This is a genomic window from Bartonella sp. AC329YNZD, from assembly GCF_042196685.1.
Taxonomy (GTDB): domain Bacteria; phylum Pseudomonadota; class Alphaproteobacteria; order Rhizobiales; family Rhizobiaceae; genus Bartonella.
The window spans coordinates 41,197-59,571 of the sequence record NZ_JBHIQS010000013.1; the positions used below are offsets into that span (position 1 = coordinate 41,197).

The following is an 18,375-nucleotide window of genomic DNA, read 5'->3' on the forward strand; positions in this document are numbered from 1 at the left end:
GGTAAGATTCAACAAGTGGATTAAATTGTATAAAGCGATATGGTGATCGTATTCAAATATTATGTGTTCTATTGGTCTGAGCTATTTAGAATCATAGATTTATTAAGGTCTCGTATTTAAAGAAAGCTCTCTTAATGCCTTCAGGTTCATTTCATGATGATGTCCGTAATGGTATATGTAAAATACCTTGCGAGTAGGTTCATATAAAATCCGCAGAGTATTCTCATTTTCATTAAAATAATAAAGTGTGAGTTTATTTAAATAAAAGACGTAAGCCAACGCCACCATACTGTTTTCCAGCTTTCAATGTTGTACCCATCCTCGTTTTTAAAGAGAGCATAAAAGGCATATTTTCAATCATTTTTAATCACATCCCCCCTGCTTGTGATGTAAAAACAAATAGTTTTGATTGATGTAATATGAACAAGCTTGAAATGTAAAGAATCTTACGACATTCGGCATTCTTAATTTAATATAAAAAATGATAATTTATCCCTATAAATCAAAGCATTATTAAATTTAGAATACTAAACATGAACACACTTGCACATAATCATTCTAGCTTGCAAACAAATGTGATGCTGTTTTGCTTTCCCTCAAAATCATAATTATTGATATCACTTATAATATTTTGAATGTATATGAATTCATCTCCACAAAACAGATAAAATATACCGTATAATACTTTAATAAGATAATTATAAACATCATTGAAACAGTATTCTTGGTAACATAATATACTAAACATATATTCACTGAATGTGCATCAATTGCGTAGGCTTTACTCATCATGGGTTAATGAAAATGGCTATTAATGAAATTCTTACACTTTTTGGGCTCAAGGTATTGATTTATAATGATAGTTTATAATTTTTCGATTTGAATAAGAACTCTGAGTATTAAGATATTTTTACGCATTCATATTGAATTAATCAAAACTATTTGTTTTTACTTCACAAGAAGGGGGGATGTGAGTAAAAATGATTGAAAATATGCTTTTTATGCTTTCTTTAAAAACGAGGATGGGTACAACATTGAAAGATGGGAAACATAGTATGATGGTATCGGGTTACACATTTTGTTAAGCATAAAGATGATGGCTTTATGAGTTTTATATTATTCATGGGAACTTTTTATTATACATTTACGGGTGCTATTATGGAATCGATTTAGGTCCCTAAAAATATCTTTATCAAAAATTGAAAAATACGTTAATTTATGCGATAAAATTTATACGGTAAATTGTGATAGATTGCTTTTAGGATCTTGACGAATAAATTCAGGAACAATATGATACGCACGGTTTTATGAGATGCATTTTTCTTTGCTTTTGATTAAGGAGCCGATGATGGCGATGGGCGAAAAACCCGTTATAAGCTTCAAGGAGGCTGAAGAGAAAAAGCAAGAAGAGTGTTTTCATTCAGAGGATTTGGAATGTCGTAGTAAGAATTTAAGCGTGGCTTTAATGCACAGGCTTGCACTAAAGAAGCGGCAAGGTAAGGATAAGCGGGAGAAATCACAAGGAAAGATGGCAGATGCTATTAGACTTTCCAGTGAGTTTTTAGCAAGTATTATAGTTGGTGTTGTTTTAGGGGTGGGGTTTGATAAGTTAGTAGATTCATGGCCATGGGGATTGATATTTTTTCTCTTCCTTGGATTTGCTGCTGGTGTATTGAGTATTCTTCGGTCTGTGGGGTATGTTTCCTCCAGCCAATTAGGGAAAAAAGGCGTATTGCGCCAAGATGAACAAAATAAAGGGACCAATGAAAGGTCCGATAAATGAGGTTGAAGTGACAGCGCACGCTCCAGATCCTATTCATCAGTTTGAGGTTTCTCGGCTGATTAAGATTTCCATAGGAAATATGGATTTATCGTTTACGAATGTGTCATTGTTTACAGTTATAACGGTTGTTGTGACGTCTATTTTTCTCTTCATTTCATCCTCAAGTCGTGGATTGGTTCCAACGCGGATGCAGTCTCTTTCAGAAATGGCCTATGAGTTTGTAGCATCAACTCTGCGGGAATCATCTGGCGTGCAGGGAATGCAGTTTTTTCCTTTAGTTTTTTCTTTGTTTACTTTTATTTTGGTTGCTAACTTTATTGGTCTTTTCCCCTATTTTTATACGGTTACATCTCAGATCATGATTACGTTTTCGTTAGCAATGGTGGTGATTTTGACGGTGATTGGGTATGGCTTTTATAAGCATGGGATCAGTTTTTTGAAACTGTTTGTTCCCAGTGGGGTTCCTGTTGTGGTTTTGCCTCTGGTGACAATGATTGAGATTATTTCTTTTCTCTCCCGTCCAATTAGTCTTTCTCTGCGTCTTTTTGCGAATATGCTTGCTGGTCATATTACGCTCAAAGTGTTTTCTGGGTTTGTTGTATCAATGGTTGGGGTAGGGCTTGTAGGTGTTGGTGGTTCGATTTTACCGCTTATTATGACTGTAGCGATTACCGCTCTTGAATTTTTGGTCGCATTTCTTCAAGCTTACGTCTTTACGGTTTTAACTTGTATGTATCTTAATGATGCAATTCATCCAGGACATTAATGGAACTGGCGGTTTTCCGTCGAATAATACAATTTCGCTTTAAAGGAGAATAATATGGAATTAGTGCTTGCAGCAAAATATATTGGCGCTGGTCTTGCTTGTTTTGGTATGGCTGGAACAGCTTTAGGGCTTGGTAATATTTTTGGTAGCTATCTTTCTGGTGCATTACGAAATCCATCAGCAGCAGATAGTCAGTTTGGGCGTCTCGTCTTTGGTTTTGCTGTAACAGAGGCTTTGGGAATTTTTTCATTGCTCATTGCTTTATTACTTCTTTTTGGGGTTTGATCATCATCAAAAGGGTCTATCTGTTCTCTACGTGAGGAAAGATTTACCCTTTTTACTCTTAACCAGAGAGATATTAGTCGGTTATCATCGGTTATAGAGGGCTTTATAAGTTATTTAAAGGATGAAAGAAGATGTTTTTTGCCAGCGCTTATGCACAGAATACTGAAACGTCGATAGAGCATATTAAAAAAGTGGCAGAGAAAGCAGATCGTGTGTTTCCGCCTTTTGATTTTGTACATTTTGGTTCGCATTTTTTCTGGTTGGCAATTTCTTTCGGATTTTTTTATCTTTTTATTTCTCGTGTTATTGCGCCGCGTATTGGTGGTGTTATTGAAACACGTCGAGATCGAATTGCATCTGATTTAGATCAGGCAATGCGTATGAAGCAGGAAGCAGACACTGTTGTTGAAACTTATGAGCGGAAATTAGCAGAAGCGCGTTTAAAAGCTCATGCTATAGCGCAGGCAGCTGGTGAAGAGTTAAAAGGAAAGGTGGAGCTTGAACGGAAGGAAATTGAAGAGAGTTTAGAGAAAAAGCTTGCGGATGCTGAAAAACAGATAGCAAAAATTCGGGATAAAGCGATGCAAAATGTTGGTTCTATCGCTGAAGAAGTATCCATTGAAATTGTGAAAAAATTGATTGATGTCGATATCAGCAAAGAAACTGTTCGTTCAGTTGTTAAAACTGCGGATTATTGAGGAAGGCAAAGATGACGGATACTTTTTGGGCTTTTGTTGGATTAGTTCTTTTTTTGGCTCTTTTAGTCTATTTCAAAATTCCACAGAGGGTTATACATCATCTTGATGCGCGCGCGAAGCGTATTAAAGATGAGCTCGATGAGGCTCTGCGTCTTCGTGAAGAAGCACAGGGAATATTGGCTGAATATCAACGCAAACATGCAGAAGCAGAAAAAGATGCACAAGAAATTATTGCTGCAGCAAAGCATGAAGTTGAATCTGTTATTTCTGAGGCTCGTACAAAAGCAGAAGAATATGTAAAAAACCGCAATAAATTGGCAGAGCAAAAAATCGCTCAGGCAGAAGCAGATGCAATACGCATGGTCTCTTCATCTGCTATCGATTTGGCAATTTCTACGGCGCGTACCCTTATTGCAAGAGAATTAGATTCTAACAAGGCAGATAAACTCATTACAGAGTCTGTTGCGAAAGAATCACTGATCAAAATGAAAACATATCTTAATTAATGGTTTCTTGAAGATAAAGAATTGCTTCTTTAGATGGGTAATTTTTTCAAGATTGAATGCTTTATCTCTTAAATTGTGGTGCGAGGTTCATTTTGTATTGGTTCTGCATTGAGTTTAGAGAGGTGTACTATCGCGCTTAGATTCGTTTTTGATTCTATTCGTGATGATTTATAATACCTATAGAAAGTATCATCATCTTTGTGATTATTAAGTGATAAGTCTGCAGCATTATTGTCTTATTCTCTAAAATTTTGTGGCTACTTTTGTATTTAGCAACTGCTTTTACATTTAGCGTGGTTTATGAGAAACACATTGATTCATTTCTCAAGAGTTTTTATCTGCATATTGATCTCTCTTATGAATACGGTTATTTCTTGTAAGCGGAGAGTTTAAAGGGAGAGATTCTTATTTTATTCTATATTCTTATTGAATGTGAAAAATGATAAATTGATCATTATAAATCAATATCTTGTTGTGCTGTAAAACACCGTTGTGTAGAAGGGTGATATAAGGCATGAAAATTTTTACATATTAAATGTTTTTAGATATTGTGATCCATATTCAGGGCAGGGCTTGTCTGTTTCCCCTATGAAGTGGACCGTATGAGTAGTCAGCAGGTGGAACCCGACGAGGGAAGCTGGATTGTTAACAGTCCGGTGACCGGTAGGAATCTCCATCCTTTGAGGTATGAGGAAGAGGTCAAATTATATCTGCTGTCGTTATGAAATGGGGATGGAAATAATGAGATATATCTGAGAAAATTGGTGGATTAGAAACATAAATAACGTATTATTTTTTGAAAGTGTTTTTTCTTTAAAGAATGTGATAAATAAAAAGATAAAATTATATGTCATTTTTACCTTTTAGATACGGCTCTGAATATTTTTAAATGTTGAAAAGAGATGGTAAAAATCGGAACAGATTTTAATTTTTACACTTTCCTCCTCTTTCTAAATTAGTTCGTATTTCCATAAATACTGCCTAAAACAGCTGTATGTGATAGCTTTGCTTCCCAATTTTGGCATATACTCAGTTTTGTCTGCTTACGAGTGCCTATTGTTTCAATATAATATTTATCTCGAATATTAATTATACACGTTTTGGGTATTGATTAAACAACAGTTAAAATAGGCATTCTTAATGTACAAAAATCTCTTAAAGCTGCTTTTAAATAACAACTTTAAAGATGATTTTTCTCTCATTTTTCAGTTATATTTTTGCAAATTCCTTATAAAAAAATAGATTTAGTCTGTATTTTTAGTAACTTTTAAATTCCATATTTACATAAAATACAAAAAGAATTAATAATGTCTTCACAGTTAATCCAAAACGTACTAATTTTTCTCTTTGTTAAGTTTTCTTTGATACAGTACGTGTTACTTTTATGGGCAAAATTATGGTGTAATTATGGTCAATCTATTTAAAAATCGTTTTTCCTTATGTACTTTTACAACAGCATTTCTTTTTTTTGCACACAATGTTGATGCTACGGTTCAAGATGGTGCTGTTGTTAATACTGGGGTACAAGGTCGTTCTGGCGTTAATGGTAAGACACAAAATAATCAGGATCAATTTTCATGTATTATGAATAGTGAATTTTATCGGTGTAATGATGGTAAAAAACACTACTTTTACAATAAAAATTATCAAAAAACTGATGAAAATACGAATGAAACTGTTGCTATACAAGCATCTGGAAGAAAAACGCTTCTCTTCGGGAAAAATATAACTGTTAAGGATGCTTCAAGTGCTGTTATTTCAAAAGAAAGTTTTTGGAAGTATGGGGTCGTGGCGAGTGAACATGGACAAGTGATTATAGAAAGAGGAGAGATTAACTTTACAAAGGGTATCGGAGTTGAAGTAAGAAATTGGGGACAGGTCGATTTAAGGAGTAGTTCTATTACCGAACAAGGTAGTCAGGGGATGAGTATAGATGACCATAATGAAAATTCAGCTTTTCATGCGTTTGATGCTGGGAGTATCCATTTTGAGAAAGGTAAAGTTAATCTAGCCAATGCTCATGGTTTTTCAATGCATGGGAATAATATCGATGGGAAGGGTATCTTTATAACTATCGTGGATTCTACGGTTTTGGTAGAAAGTAATACGTCTTATGGGTTGCGTTTTTGGGAGGGACTAGGAGACAGAAATGAGGAAATGAAGGATCACGAGTATCCTCATTATTTTTATATTTTTGTGGGTGAGGAAGAGATGTTTGGAAGTCTTCCAAAAACGAACTTACCCGTACGAGGGATTGTTGGCTTGACAAGAACCTCTTTTACAGTTCCAAAGAGTGCAGCTATTTATAGCAGAGGATCTGGTGGTGTTGTTAGGCTGTTGGATAATTCCAAACTTTCTGGAGATTTATTACTGAAGGTTGAGGATGGCTCTTTTGTGAAGGTTTCAGTGGATGCTTCTACACTTGTAGGGGGGACACATGTTGATGAAAGTTCTTCTGCTGAATTTCGGTTGAGAGGTGATTCAAAATGGATTTTATCACGGCCGAAAAATAAAAATTTACAAGTTTCTAGTTCTATAGGTGTTTCATCAATTTCATTAATACATCTTATTGATAGTTCTATTATTTTTGAACAACCAGAAGCTAACATAGTTGATGGCTATCAAACACTTCGTGTTGGGAGAGGAACAGGTGAAGTTTATAAAGCACAAGGTAATGCACATCTTTATCTCAACACTTATTTGAATAAGGGGGGGGCTCTTCAGAATCAAAAAACGGATCGTCTTTTATTCCATGGTGATATTGAAGGAAAAACAATAATACATGTGCATGGTGTTTCAGGAAGTCCAGGAGGTGGTACGGGGCATTATGGAAATGATAAAGGTATCTCGATTATTCAGGTTTCTGGAACAGCAGAGAAAGATTCTTTCTTGTTGGATGGTGATTATATTGCATTGGACGGTCTACCTTACCAATATAGGCTTCATGCTTATGGCCCAAACTCTGAATTAGGAAGAGCGAGTGCGTCTCAAAGATTAGTCGAAGGTGAAGGAGATTTTTGGGATTTCCGCCTCGAAAATGGATTTGTTGATTCTGATACTACATTTAGATTAACTCAGAGTTCTAAACTTGGTTTAGGTGGTGAGCATCATTCTAGGCAAGGCGTTAAGGTTGTTGTTCCTCAGGTGCCAACTTATCTGCTTTTGCCAAATAGTTTATTCCACGCTGGTTTGATAGATATCAGTAATCAAAACAAGCAGTTAGAGATAGTACGGACTAATTTTAGTGGAATGTTGGAAATTCATGAAAATCCTGCTTCATTTTTGCGTGGCTATGGTGGGAGTTATCGTTATGCCTCAGATTTATCTGCGCTTGAATATGGTTATGGGGGAGATCTAGGGTACTATGCACTAGAGACAGGTGTTTTGCTACAAACTGTTGAAAATGTTAACAGTGTTATATCCTTTGGGGTGATGGGGTCTTATGGAAAGCTTTCTCTACAACCTCGAGATGTTGCACAAAGCCAAAAAAGTACATTTGATAAATGGACTGCTACAGTTTATGGCAGTATGCAGCATGATGTAGGATTCTATGTTGATGGTTTGTTATCGTATGGTCTGTTTAAGGGAGATGTTCTGACAACTGCACGGGGTAAAACGGCAACATTGAAAGGTAACCCTTTAAGTGTTTCCTTGATGAGTGGTCAGAAAATTGCCACAGGATATGAAGGTGTTGTTTTTGATCCACAGGTTCAGGTTGTTTATCAGCATCTTCAATTTAATGAGGCCCGCGATATTGATAATTTTAATATTGAGATGGATAAACTTGATCAATTGATGGTGCGTATGGGTGGTCGTTTGATAAAGACTCTTACTGCGTCTGAAAAAGATCGTGATGTTTCTTTTTATGGAAAGATTCATTTTGCTCATGATTTTGGCAAAGAAAGAGCTGTGCGTTTTAAAGATTCTTTCCAGTTAGCGGCTTTTGGTTCTTCTCTAGAGGCTGGATTAGGTCTTAATGCTCGCTTGTCTCAAAAATTTGCGCTTCATGGTGATTTGGTTTATCAGCATAAGTTGAGTAAAGGTGGTTTTTCTGGAATCAGTTTTTCTGGTGGATTGCGCTATCGTTTTTAGGTGATCGTCTTGGGGTAAGTTGTTTAAAAAGCCATAAGCATAGCTTGTGGTTTTTTATTATTTGTTTGCAACTTTTTAAACAAGTTTTTTAAAAAAATGTTTTTTTGCATGAGCAAGTTTGTTTCTTTTTAGAAACGAGATAGGGCTTTCTGGTTTGCAGTTTTTGCTTCTTATGCTGTTTTTCTTCCTTTAGTGTATTTTTATTAAATTCTCTTGAAATCACCGCTTTGGGGTAGAGTTTTTATTTCTATCTATATTTTTACGCGTTTTTATAAATAATACAATTTTAAATTGTGATATTTTGGGATTCTGGCTTTACATAAAACATAGGGTGGATATATAAAATACAAAACGTATTTTAAATTATCACGCGTAACCAAATTTATTAAACAGAACGCGTGTTTTTTTGTTTTTAGAGAAGGGGAAGAAAGTTTGTAGAAAATTATGTTTAAAAATCATCTCTCTTTATGTCGTTTTACAACGGTTATTTTTTTCTTTGTACACAATGCTGATGCCGGTGGAATTCCTTCTGAAAAGAAGCAATATTCATGTAATGAAAGTGCTTCATTTTATCGCTGTAATGATGGTCAAACGCATGAAATTTCCCAGAAAACTTATCAACTTAGGGGTGAAAGTTCTGATGCAGCCCTAGAGGCATCAGGGGAAAATACGGTTATTGAGGGAAAGGCTATAATTATTAACGGTGTCTCAAATACAAATAGCCATTCAGAAACAAACGCTTGGACAACAGCTGTAAAGTCCTCAAATGGGGGAGGCGTTGCTCTATTTTATTCCATGTTAAATGATGTGTCGATAGGGGCCGATGTCAATGAGGAGGGAGCTTTTGAGATGCAGGATGGGGTGATTAAAGCAACCAGAATGGGGATCAGTGTTGCGGGTAAAGGGTCGTTTGTTTCTTTGACTAAGACAGAGATTAAAATACCTTCTGATGTGATAGGTCTTTTGAGTCATAATGGTGCAAAAATTTATATGAAAGGAGGAAAAATTGATTTTGCTGATGGTATTGGTGTTCAAACAGGAGGAGATGGAGAAATTAATTTAGAGGGTGTTTCTATTACTGGGAAGGGGAAACAGGGAACAAATACAGATAATCATCGTGAAGGTTCTGCTTTTAGTATGCTTCAGGGGAAAGGCATGATTAATTTTCAGAAGGGCAATGTTAATGTTAACAATGCTCATGGCATTGTATTGCAGGGGAATAATCATAATGCTACTCATATTAAACATTCCAGTGTTTTTGTGAGAGGGAATGCATTTAATGGCATGCGCTTTTTTTGGGAAGCTGTATTAAATGATAAAAAAACAATTATACCAGGAAAAGGGGCGGTTCAGTTGACTCAGACAACTTTTATGGCTCCAGAAAGTACAGCTATTTATAGCCGCCAATTCGAAAGTTCTGTTAAACTCTTACAAAATTCAACAGTTTCTGGTGATTCACTCCTGAAAGCTGTTGAACGTTCCAATGTAAAAATTGAGGCTGATGCTTCTACCCTTGTAGGAGGCGCATATGTTGATGAAAGTTCTACAGCCACGGTAGAGTTAAAAAATGGTTCAAAGTGGATTTTATCGCGACCAAAATATGGACGATTGCAAAATTCTAATGCCTCTGATTCTAAGTTAGAGGATTATTCCGCCATTTCATCGGTCGAACTTACAGATAGTTCTCTTATTTTTGAAGAATTAAAATCTAAAATAACAGATGGTTATCAGACACTTCTCATCGGAAAAGGATCAGGGACTGTCTATAAAGCGCACGGTGATGTGAATCTTTATCTTAATGCATATTTGGATCAAGGAGGAGAGCTTGAAAAGCAAAAAACTGACCGGCTTTTAATCAATGGTGATCTTGAAGGACAAACGACAGTTCATGTGTATAAGGTTCCTGGAAGCCCAGGGGCATCGACGGGAGATGGCGGTAATGATCAGGGTATTTCCATTATTCAGGTTTATGGGCAAGCTGCTGAAGATTCTTTTCAGTTAAAGGGGGGGTATGTGGCACTTAAAGATTCCCCCTATCAATATCATCTTAAGAGTTATGGTCCAAGCTCTGCTGTAGGAACGGCAGATTTCAATCAAAGAGTGCTTAAAAATACTGGAACATTTTGGGATTTCCGCCTCGAAAGTAAATTTGTTGATTCTCCCTCTCTTGATTCTACTGAAATTGTTCCTCCTGCTTCTGATGAGACTCCTTTTTTTCCTAAAATTCATCCTAGTCTTACTGGAAGTGAGGTTGATGCTATCGATTCTCATTCTCAGCAAAAACCTCAGGAGCCAAGTCTTTATTCTTCTGTAGATTCTCTGGAGAAGGATTCCCATCTTATGACCACACCTGATACATCTGATGCTTTTGTGCTTAATGCTCCAAATCATCCTCCTCCTTCTCTTGCACCTGTTATTCCCGTTATTGCTGAAGCTCATCCAGTTGTGCCTACATCAGATTCATCTGTACTGTTCCCTGTTTCACCGACTAGTTCTGTTGTTTTTGTCCCCCCCGCATCAGGTTTACCTGTACCGCCCCCTGTTTCACCGACTAGTTCTGTTGTTGTCCCTCCCACATCAGGTTCACCTGTACCGTCCCCTGTTTTACCAACTAGTTCTGTTGTTTTTGTCCCCCCCGCATCAGGTTTACCTGTACCGCCCCCTGTTTCACCGACTAGTTCTATTGTTGTCCCTCCCACATCAGGTTCACCTGTACCGTCCTCTGTTTCACCGACTAGTTCTGTTGTTGTGTCCCCTGCATCAGGTTCATCTGCTTCACCCTCTGTTCTTTCTACTTCTTCTGTTGTTGTGCCGCCTGCATCAGGTTCATCTATCTCGCCTTCTGTTCCATCCTCTGTTATACCACCTGTTTTTGAGCTTTCTTCTCATTTTGAACAAAATATGAGAGCTGTTGTTCCGCAGGTTTTGACTTATATTCTTGTGCCAAATACCTTATTTCATGCTGGATTGGTGGATATCAGTAATCAAAATAAGCAGTTGCAAACACTGCGAACTTTTTCTAGGCGGTTGTTGAAAGTGAGCGAAAATCCCGCTTTGTTTTTGCGCGGTTACGGTGGACATCACCGTTATACTTCAAATTTGTCTGCACTTGAATATAGATATGGAGGCAACCTTGATTATAATGCACTAGAGGCAGGTATTCTACTCAAGAAAATTGAAAATGCGTACAGTGTAACATCCTTTGGAATTATAGGCAATTATGGCAAGCTTTCTTTGCTGCCTCGGGAGGTTAAACAAAGTCAAGAAAGTACATTTGATAAATGGACAATCACAGCATATGGGAGCATGCAACATGATACGGGGCTTTATATGGATGGTCTCGTCTCTTATGGTTTGTTTAATGGAAATGTTCTCACACTTGAGCGAGGTAAGACGGCTACATTGAGAGGTAAACCCCTGAGTGTTTCCTTAACTGCTGGTAAAACATTTACGATAGGTCGTCGATATTTTATTTTTGAACCTCAGTTTCAATTTGTTTATCAAAATCTCCAGTTTCATAAGACTCGTGATATTGATAATTTTAATATTGATATGCAAAGACCAGATCATTGGGAGGTGCGTATTGGGGGACATTTAACCAAAACACTGACATTGACTAAAGAGACACATGTTCTTTCATTTTATGGCAAACTTCATTTCATTCGTAATTTTGATGATAAACAATTTGTGTATTTTAAAGATGCTTTCCAGCTTGGTTCTTTGGGTTCTTCTTTAGAAGCAGGGGTTGGGTTTAATGCCCGTCTCTCATCCAAACTTTCTCTTTATAATGATCTCATTTATCAGCACAAATTTACGAAGGCTGGTTTTTCCGGAACACATTTTTCTGGTGGTTTAAGCTATCATTTTTAATTGTACTTTTCCTTTAATTTATCTTTTGTAAAAAACAATAAGCACAAAACATGATTTTATTGTGTTATTTTTACGATTTTTAACTTTACATATAATACAAAACGAATTATCTGGACGACACATAGTGATAATAACCTGTAAATGATCCAGATGTATTTTTTCGGTTTTTGATGAAGATAAAATGAAGAAAGTTTAAAGTAAATTATGATTAAAGTATTAAAGCGCCATGTGTGTGTATGTTCTTTTACAACCTCTATTTTTTTCTTTGCGCACAATATAGATGTGAGTGCAGAAGATTATAAACCCTCATGTAATTCCCTTTTTAAATCGTATTCGTGTGATGTTGTTGATGCCGCTAAGACTATTGAAAGAAGCGACCAAGAACAAGAATATGTGAAAGGATTGGATACAAGTGTTAAAAGTGATGTTTCTATGTCCCAATCCAATAATGCAGTTATTGAGCTGAAAAAAGGTAAAGAGGAAAAAGGCATTTCAGGAATTGGTGGGACTTTGGAATTTAATAAATCTGAGAAGATTACATCAGCTGTGGTTGTGTCAAAAGATGATACAAGTTCTTTTAAGAAAGTTTCTGTTAAGGGAAATGGTGAAAAGGAAAAAAGTAGTAAGATATCTCAATCAGTATTTGGCGTGAAGCAGGGCGGTTTTCTCTTCGTTGATGATGGTGAAGTTCATGTTACAGATATTCATGGTATAGCGATTGAGAGTGCAGAACCGATTTTTAAGGAAAGATCACTTGAGGTGCGGGATAATTTTATGTCTTTGGTTTCTGTGGAAAACTCAAAGATCACTCTTAAGGGAGATGGAGCTCATGGTTTGCATTTTAGGGGAAACCCTTCGCAAAATGAATATCAAGAGGGAGAGCTTCTTACGAGTTTAGGTGAAGTTCGATTTAAAAAAACAGCTCTTCATGTTCCCGATGGTACAGCTATTTATAGTGATGATGCGAGGAGATATCCTTACATTACAGCATCAGAAGGTTCTCGTATCTTTGCCGATCGGTTATTAGATGTTAAGAATAATTCATTTGTTGCGCTTGATGCCTATGCGTCTTTTCTTGCAGGGGGAGCACAGGTTGAGAAAGGTTCTTACGGTAGTGTTGAGTTGTTCAATCAATCAAAATGGACTGTAAAAGCAAGTAAAAGTGCACTTAAGAAGAATGGGAAAGGTCCGTATTTTGCAGATTCGTCTGTTTCATTTGTAAGGCTTATTAATAGTTCTATTTTATTTAATAAACCCCAAAACGGTTATTATCAGAGACTTCATGTAGGAAGCGTAGAGGATAAATCCAGTGACTATGCTTATATTGCGGGAGGGGATGCACGCTTATATGTTAATGCACATCTTGCTACCAATGGTACAAGCAAAAATGTAAAAGCTGATACACTTGTGATCTATGGTGATGTTTACGGAAAAACCAAGGTGTATATTGTAAATCCTTCGGTGATTCTAGGGAAAGGAAAGACGCTAAAAGTTAAGAAAGGAGATCGCCATGATACTTCAATTATTCAGGTTTATGGAAAAGCAGCGGAAGATTCTTTTAAACTGGCAACTGGTTATGTTGCTTTAAGAGGAGCTCCTTATCGATATAGTCTGCGTGCGTATGGTCCAAACTTTTCCCATGGACACGCAAAAGTGGAAAATAAATTAGCTAAAGGAACAGCAGTAAAGCATAATGGCGATTTTTGGGATTATCGGCTTGAGGCTGAACATATTCAGCGTTCTTCTTATCAGTTGAAAAAGCGTGCTCAGTTGAAAAAGCGTGCTCAGTTGAAAAAGCATGTTTCTCATTTCCGTGTGTCTCGTTCTTTAAACGCTCATCCGCATCATAATAATGTTGTTGCCGGTCATGATGCTTCTGCTCATTATCTTGAAGAGGGCGTTAAAGCTGTTGTACCACAAGTTCCAACCTATCTATCAATGCCTAATGCTTTGTTTCAAGTTGGTTTGATGGATATGAATAATCACAACAAACTTTTGGAGACATTGCGTACCACTGCTGGGGCTTTGGGAGAAAATGGTAAAAAACCTGCATTTTTTGCGCAAGGCTACGGTGGAAGTTATCATTATGTTTCTGATCTGTCTGCGCTTGAATATGGTTATGGCGGAAATTTGAATTATAACGCTATAGAGGCAAGTATATTGCTCAATGCGATTGAGGATACATATCACACTTTGAGCTTTGGAATAATGGGGAACTATGGGAAAATTTCTCTACAGCCTCAAGATGTTGAAGAAAGCAAAAAAAGTACATTTGATAAATGGTCTGTTACAGCATATGGCAATATGCAGCATGATGCAGGATTTTATATCGATGGACTTTTTTCCTACGGGTTATTTAAAGGGGATGTTCTGACACAAGCAAGAGGCAAAACAACAACATTGAAGGGGACACCTTTGAGTGCTTCATTGGCTGCCGGTAAGTCATTTATGACAGGACATAAGGGACTTATTTTTGATACGCAAGTTCAGGTCGTTTATCAAAATATACGATTTGATAAGACCTCTGATATCGATGGATTTGATATCGAAATGGGAAAGCTTGATCAGTGGGTGATGCGTGTTGGCGGGAATTTAAGCAAGACGCTTGCTGCTTCTGAAGAAGGGCATGTTGTTTCTTTCAATGGGAAACTTCATCTTACCAATAGTTTTGGCGGAAAACAACGTGTGCAGTTTGGAGATGAATTCCAATTAGGAGCTTTTGGTTCTTCTTTAGAAACTGGAGTGGGGCTGAAGGCTCAGTTGTCTTCAAACTTTGCATTGCATGGAGATGTGACTTATCAGCATCGTCTTAGCAAAGCTGGTTTTTCAGGGACGATTTTTTCAGGTGGTTTACGCTATCGTTTTTAGATGCCTATGAAATATAGAGTAATTTTTACATAAGTTATACAGTGTTGTGAGAAGTATAAATGAGTATTAAGTTTTATACTTCTCATTGTTTGTGTGTTTAATTTAGCTTTATGGAGAATATTTTTTATTTTTAAGTAATGGGGTAAAGGACAAATTATAATAGAATTATGGTTAATTTATTAAGCGGATATAGATTTTTATTTATTACGGCGGCTATTGTTTCTTTTTTGCCAATTGTGAGTGCTAATGCTAAGCCTAATAATTTAGGAACTCCCTGTAATGTAGCAAAGAGTTTATTTACATATAACGATAGTAAAAAATACACGATAAGTAATAAAAATCATACTTTTTCTGTTTTTCCACAAGATGATTTGACTGCGGTTGTATCTATAGAAAAAGCAGGGACTGTTTTAAATTTGTTACAGATGAATATTATGGCGGGTAAAGCAAAGCAGTCATTTTTATATAGTGCATCTGTAAAAGATGATGGCAAGCTTGTTCTAACCAATTCAAATATTAAGGATATGTCCGGTTTTCGTGTTCAGAACGGGCAAGTTGTGATGAATAGAGGGAAGATTGAAGGTAGTTCGCAAGCTGTATGTGCGGAAGGAAAAAAAACCGATATTGCTTTAGTGAACGTAAATATTGATATCGTATCAGATGATTTGAATGTAAAAGGAAGTGGATTTTTTAGTAGTTCTGATGCATTTGTTAGGATGTCGGGCAGTAACGTTACTTTTAATGGAGTTGGTGCGTTTTCAACGCAATTTGGGGGGAGATATCTTATTGATACCACACATATTCAGGGCAAAGGTAAGAAATACACGATTGTAGTTGATGATGAGAGTATTGATGAATTTCCAGGAGCTTTTGACATATCACAAGGTGGTAATGTTCATTTGCGTGGTGATTCTATTCAGCTGACTGATATGCATGGCTTCTTGATTACGAATTTTGCAGGTTATGCAGATGCTGAAGGTAAGTTGATTCAAGAATACGCTTCATCAAATGCGTTTAAAAAGACAAATATTAAGATTGAAAGGGCAGAAATTTCTGTTCAGGGTGAGGGAGTATATGGTCTGTATTTTTATGGATTAGATCCAGATGTATGGGATGATGTGTTTAAGGTAGGGAGTGAAAAACTTTCAAAAGTAGAACAAATTGTTTTGGGTGAAGCATCTTTGCATTTGTCAGAGACAACTTTTTCAGTTCCCGATGGTATTGCCATTTATAGTACGGGAGATGATATTTATGGAGCTGAAGCTACCATTGAATTAACAGAAAGGACAAAGATCTCTGGTGATTTATTGCTAAAGGCTCAAAATAGTTCTTCTCTATTGGTGAAAGCAAAGGATTCTATACTTACAGGGGGTATCCATGTTGAGGATGCATCGACTGTTCATTTAGAATTAACACATAGCTCTTCATGGTATCTCACCAAAAAGAAGCATAAAGATTTGCAGGAATCATTTCCTGTAGATTCATCACTTTCGTCTATAAGCATTTCTGATAGCACAATTTTTTTTGATAAAGTTATATCTCAAGGTTATCAAACGCTGTATATTGGAAAAGTATATATTGAAAAAGGAAGTGATCTAAATGACCTAACTTCAATAGACGGGGTACAAGAAGCCTATAATGCAAAGGGAAATGTGCAGATTAAGATGAGTGCGTCTGTGAATAATGACGGCTCGTTTAATCCTCAAAAAACTGACCGTATTTTGATCTACGGGAATGTCTTGGGAAGTACACTGCTCGTGATGGAAAATTTTTCCAAAAGTTCAGAAAAGGAAGCTGCTAGTGAAGGCAGCAGTAGTATTTCACTCGTTCAAGTTGCTGGGATGGCGGAGGAGAGTTCTTTTAAATTGCATAATAATTATATTACAATTAATGGCTTACCTTATCAATATCATCTTCGCGCTTATGGTCCAAGTTCTTCTTTGGGAAAAGCAGATCCAAAGAATAGATTGGTTACAGGAAGTGAAGATTTTTGGGATTTTCGTCTCGAAGGTGTTTATATTAATCCTAAATCGGATTCTTCTGAATCTAAATCCACTTCCATTTCGTCTTTAAGTCCTACGCTTTTACCATCCCCACCTGAATCAGAAACTATTCCTTCGGAGCCACTAGCAGAGCATAGTTTGCCTACATCTTCTCCGTCTGTACAATCTCCTTCTGTTGAAGTTGTGTCTGTACCATCTAAATCGTCTTTATCTGAAGGATCTCTTCCTACTGATTCTCTTTCACCTTCATCTATTGAAACAAACTCCTCTTTTGTTGTATCATCTACTTCGGTGGATTCTTCGCTTACGGATTCTACTACTGTTCCTACAACTGTAGAATCAATGTCTTCAGGTTCTGAGCCGTCTTCTTCTATAGTTCCTCTACCTATGGATTCTGTTTCATTTGTACCTGTTCCAGATGATCTGAAGGATTCTGGTTCTGCGCAGCCTATATCTGCATTGTTTTCTTCAGTTGAAACTTCTACTAAGGTTTTGTCATCTACGCCCTCTGTTTCGGTAGATACATCATCTACGCCTTCCACTTCTTCTATAACTGTTCTGCCTTCTGTGCCAACCAATCCGGTTACACTTCCGTCTAAGGATTCTGTTTCTACTGTTCCTACACCTGTGAAAACAAGGTCTTATGGGGTTGAGTTATCTACTTCGGTAGATCCTCTGCTTACGGATTCTGCTCTATCTTCATTTATTCCAACTGTTCCAGAGAATCCTTCTGCTGATGAGGTGTTGCCATCTGAGCCATCTGTTCCAGTATCTTCTTCATCTACGGATTCTGTTGTTCTTCCTTCTGAACCAGTTGAATCAAAGTCTTCTGAGCATCCCTCTGCGCCAACTGTTCTAGAGAATTCTGCTAGTGTGCAACCTACGGCGGCATCGTTTGTTTCAGGTGAAACTTCTATGGAAGAGGTGTTGTTATCTGAGTCATCTGTTCCGGTATCTTCTTCATCTACGGATTCTGTTGTTCTTCCTTCTGAACCAGTTGAATCAAAGTCTTCTGAGCACCCCTCTGCACCCACTGTTTCAGACAATCCTTCTGCTGTGCCTATGCCTGCACCATTTGTTTCAGTTGAGACTTCTACAGATGAGGTTATGCCATCTAAGCCCTCTGTTCCGGTCTCACCTTCATCTACGGATTCTGTTTCTCCTCCTTCTGCCCCTGTTGAACCAAAGCCTTCTGAGTCCTCTGAGGCTTTAGATCCTTCGTCTAATCTCTCTATACCGCTTGATGTTCCCCCTGAGCTAGGTATTAGAGCTGTTGTTCCTCAATTGCCAACTTATCTCCTTTTACCAAATGCTTTGTTCTATGTTGGTTTGATGGATACGACCACGCAAAATAAGACGTTGGAGACAATGCGGAATGCTTTTCATTCTTCTTGGAAAGAGAATGAAAAGACAGCCTTTTTTCTGCATGCTTATGGGGGGAGCCATCATTATGCTTCCAATTTATCTGCTTTTGAATATGGCTATGGCGCAGAGCTCGATTATA

9 protein-coding genes are annotated in these 18,375 nt (G+C 37.1%); all 9 read left to right on the forward strand.

What is annotated here, in order from left to right; translation table 11 throughout:
• The first annotated feature begins 1,348 nt into the window (after window positions 1–1,348).
• Window positions 1,349–1,783 (forward strand): AtpZ/AtpI family protein, encoded by a 435-nt coding sequence (locus ACFIMW_RS06855; protein ID WP_375608580.1) that lies wholly within the window; start codon window positions 1,349–1,351, stop codon window positions 1,781–1,783.
• 7 nt (window positions 1,784–1,790) lie between these two features.
• Window positions 1,791–2,549, forward strand: coding sequence for a F0F1 ATP synthase subunit A (locus ACFIMW_RS06860; protein WP_375608581.1), 759 nt, complete (start codon window positions 1,791–1,793; stop codon window positions 2,547–2,549).
• Window positions 2,550–2,603: 54 nt separating this feature from the next.
• Entirely contained in the window at window positions 2,604–2,834 is a 231-nt protein-coding gene (locus tag ACFIMW_RS06865; protein WP_004860748.1) for a F0F1 ATP synthase subunit C, read from the forward strand.
• Window positions 2,835–2,965: 131 nt separating this feature from the next.
• The gene (locus ACFIMW_RS06870) at window positions 2,966–3,532 is read left to right on the forward strand and encodes a F0F1 ATP synthase subunit B (protein ID WP_375608574.1); all 567 of its coding nucleotides are present in this window, start codon (window positions 2,966–2,968) and stop codon (window positions 3,530–3,532) included.
• An 11-nt stretch (window positions 3,533–3,543) separates the two neighbouring features.
• Window positions 3,544–4,038 (forward strand): F0F1 ATP synthase subunit B, encoded by a 495-nt coding sequence (locus tag ACFIMW_RS06875; RefSeq protein WP_375608575.1) that lies wholly within the window; start codon window positions 3,544–3,546, stop codon window positions 4,036–4,038.
• A gap of 1,407 nt (window positions 4,039–5,445) precedes the next feature.
• The gene (locus ACFIMW_RS06880; protein WP_375608576.1) at window positions 5,446–8,130 is read left to right on the forward strand and encodes an autotransporter outer membrane beta-barrel domain-containing protein; all 2,685 of its coding nucleotides are present in this window, start codon (window positions 5,446–5,448) and stop codon (window positions 8,128–8,130) included.
• Between the two features lie 444 nt (window positions 8,131–8,574).
• Entirely contained in the window at window positions 8,575–12,000 is a 3,426-nt protein-coding gene (locus ACFIMW_RS06885) for an autotransporter outer membrane beta-barrel domain-containing protein (protein ID WP_375608577.1), read from the forward strand.
• A gap of 204 nt (window positions 12,001–12,204) precedes the next feature.
• On the forward strand, window positions 12,205–14,868 hold the full coding sequence (locus tag ACFIMW_RS06890) for an autotransporter outer membrane beta-barrel domain-containing protein (RefSeq protein WP_375608578.1): 2,664 nt from the start codon (window positions 12,205–12,207) through the stop codon (window positions 14,866–14,868).
• A 167-nt stretch (window positions 14,869–15,035) separates the two neighbouring features.
• Window positions 15,036–18,375, forward strand: a 3,340-nt coding sequence (locus tag ACFIMW_RS06895) for an autotransporter outer membrane beta-barrel domain-containing protein (RefSeq protein ID WP_375608579.1), incomplete at its 3' end; no start/stop codon positions are given.

Coding starts and splice junctions, on each gene's coding strand:
- ACFIMW_RS06870 (WP_375608574.1), top strand. CDS start 2,966: ATGTTTTTTGCCAGCGCTTATGCACAGAATACTGAAACGTCGATAGAG.
- ACFIMW_RS06855 (WP_375608580.1), top strand. CDS start 1,349: ATGGCGATGGGCGAAAAACCCGTTATAAGCTTCAAGGAGGCTGAAGAG.
- ACFIMW_RS06890 (WP_375608578.1), top strand. CDS start 12,205: ATGATTAAAGTATTAAAGCGCCATGTGTGTGTATGTTCTTTTACAACC.
- ACFIMW_RS06880 (WP_375608576.1), top strand. CDS start 5,446: ATGGTCAATCTATTTAAAAATCGTTTTTCCTTATGTACTTTTACAACA.
- ACFIMW_RS06865 (WP_004860748.1), top strand. CDS start 2,604: ATGGAATTAGTGCTTGCAGCAAAATATATTGGCGCTGGTCTTGCTTGT.
- ACFIMW_RS06885 (WP_375608577.1), top strand. CDS start 8,575: ATGTTTAAAAATCATCTCTCTTTATGTCGTTTTACAACGGTTATTTTT.
- ACFIMW_RS06875 (WP_375608575.1), top strand. CDS start 3,544: ATGACGGATACTTTTTGGGCTTTTGTTGGATTAGTTCTTTTTTTGGCT.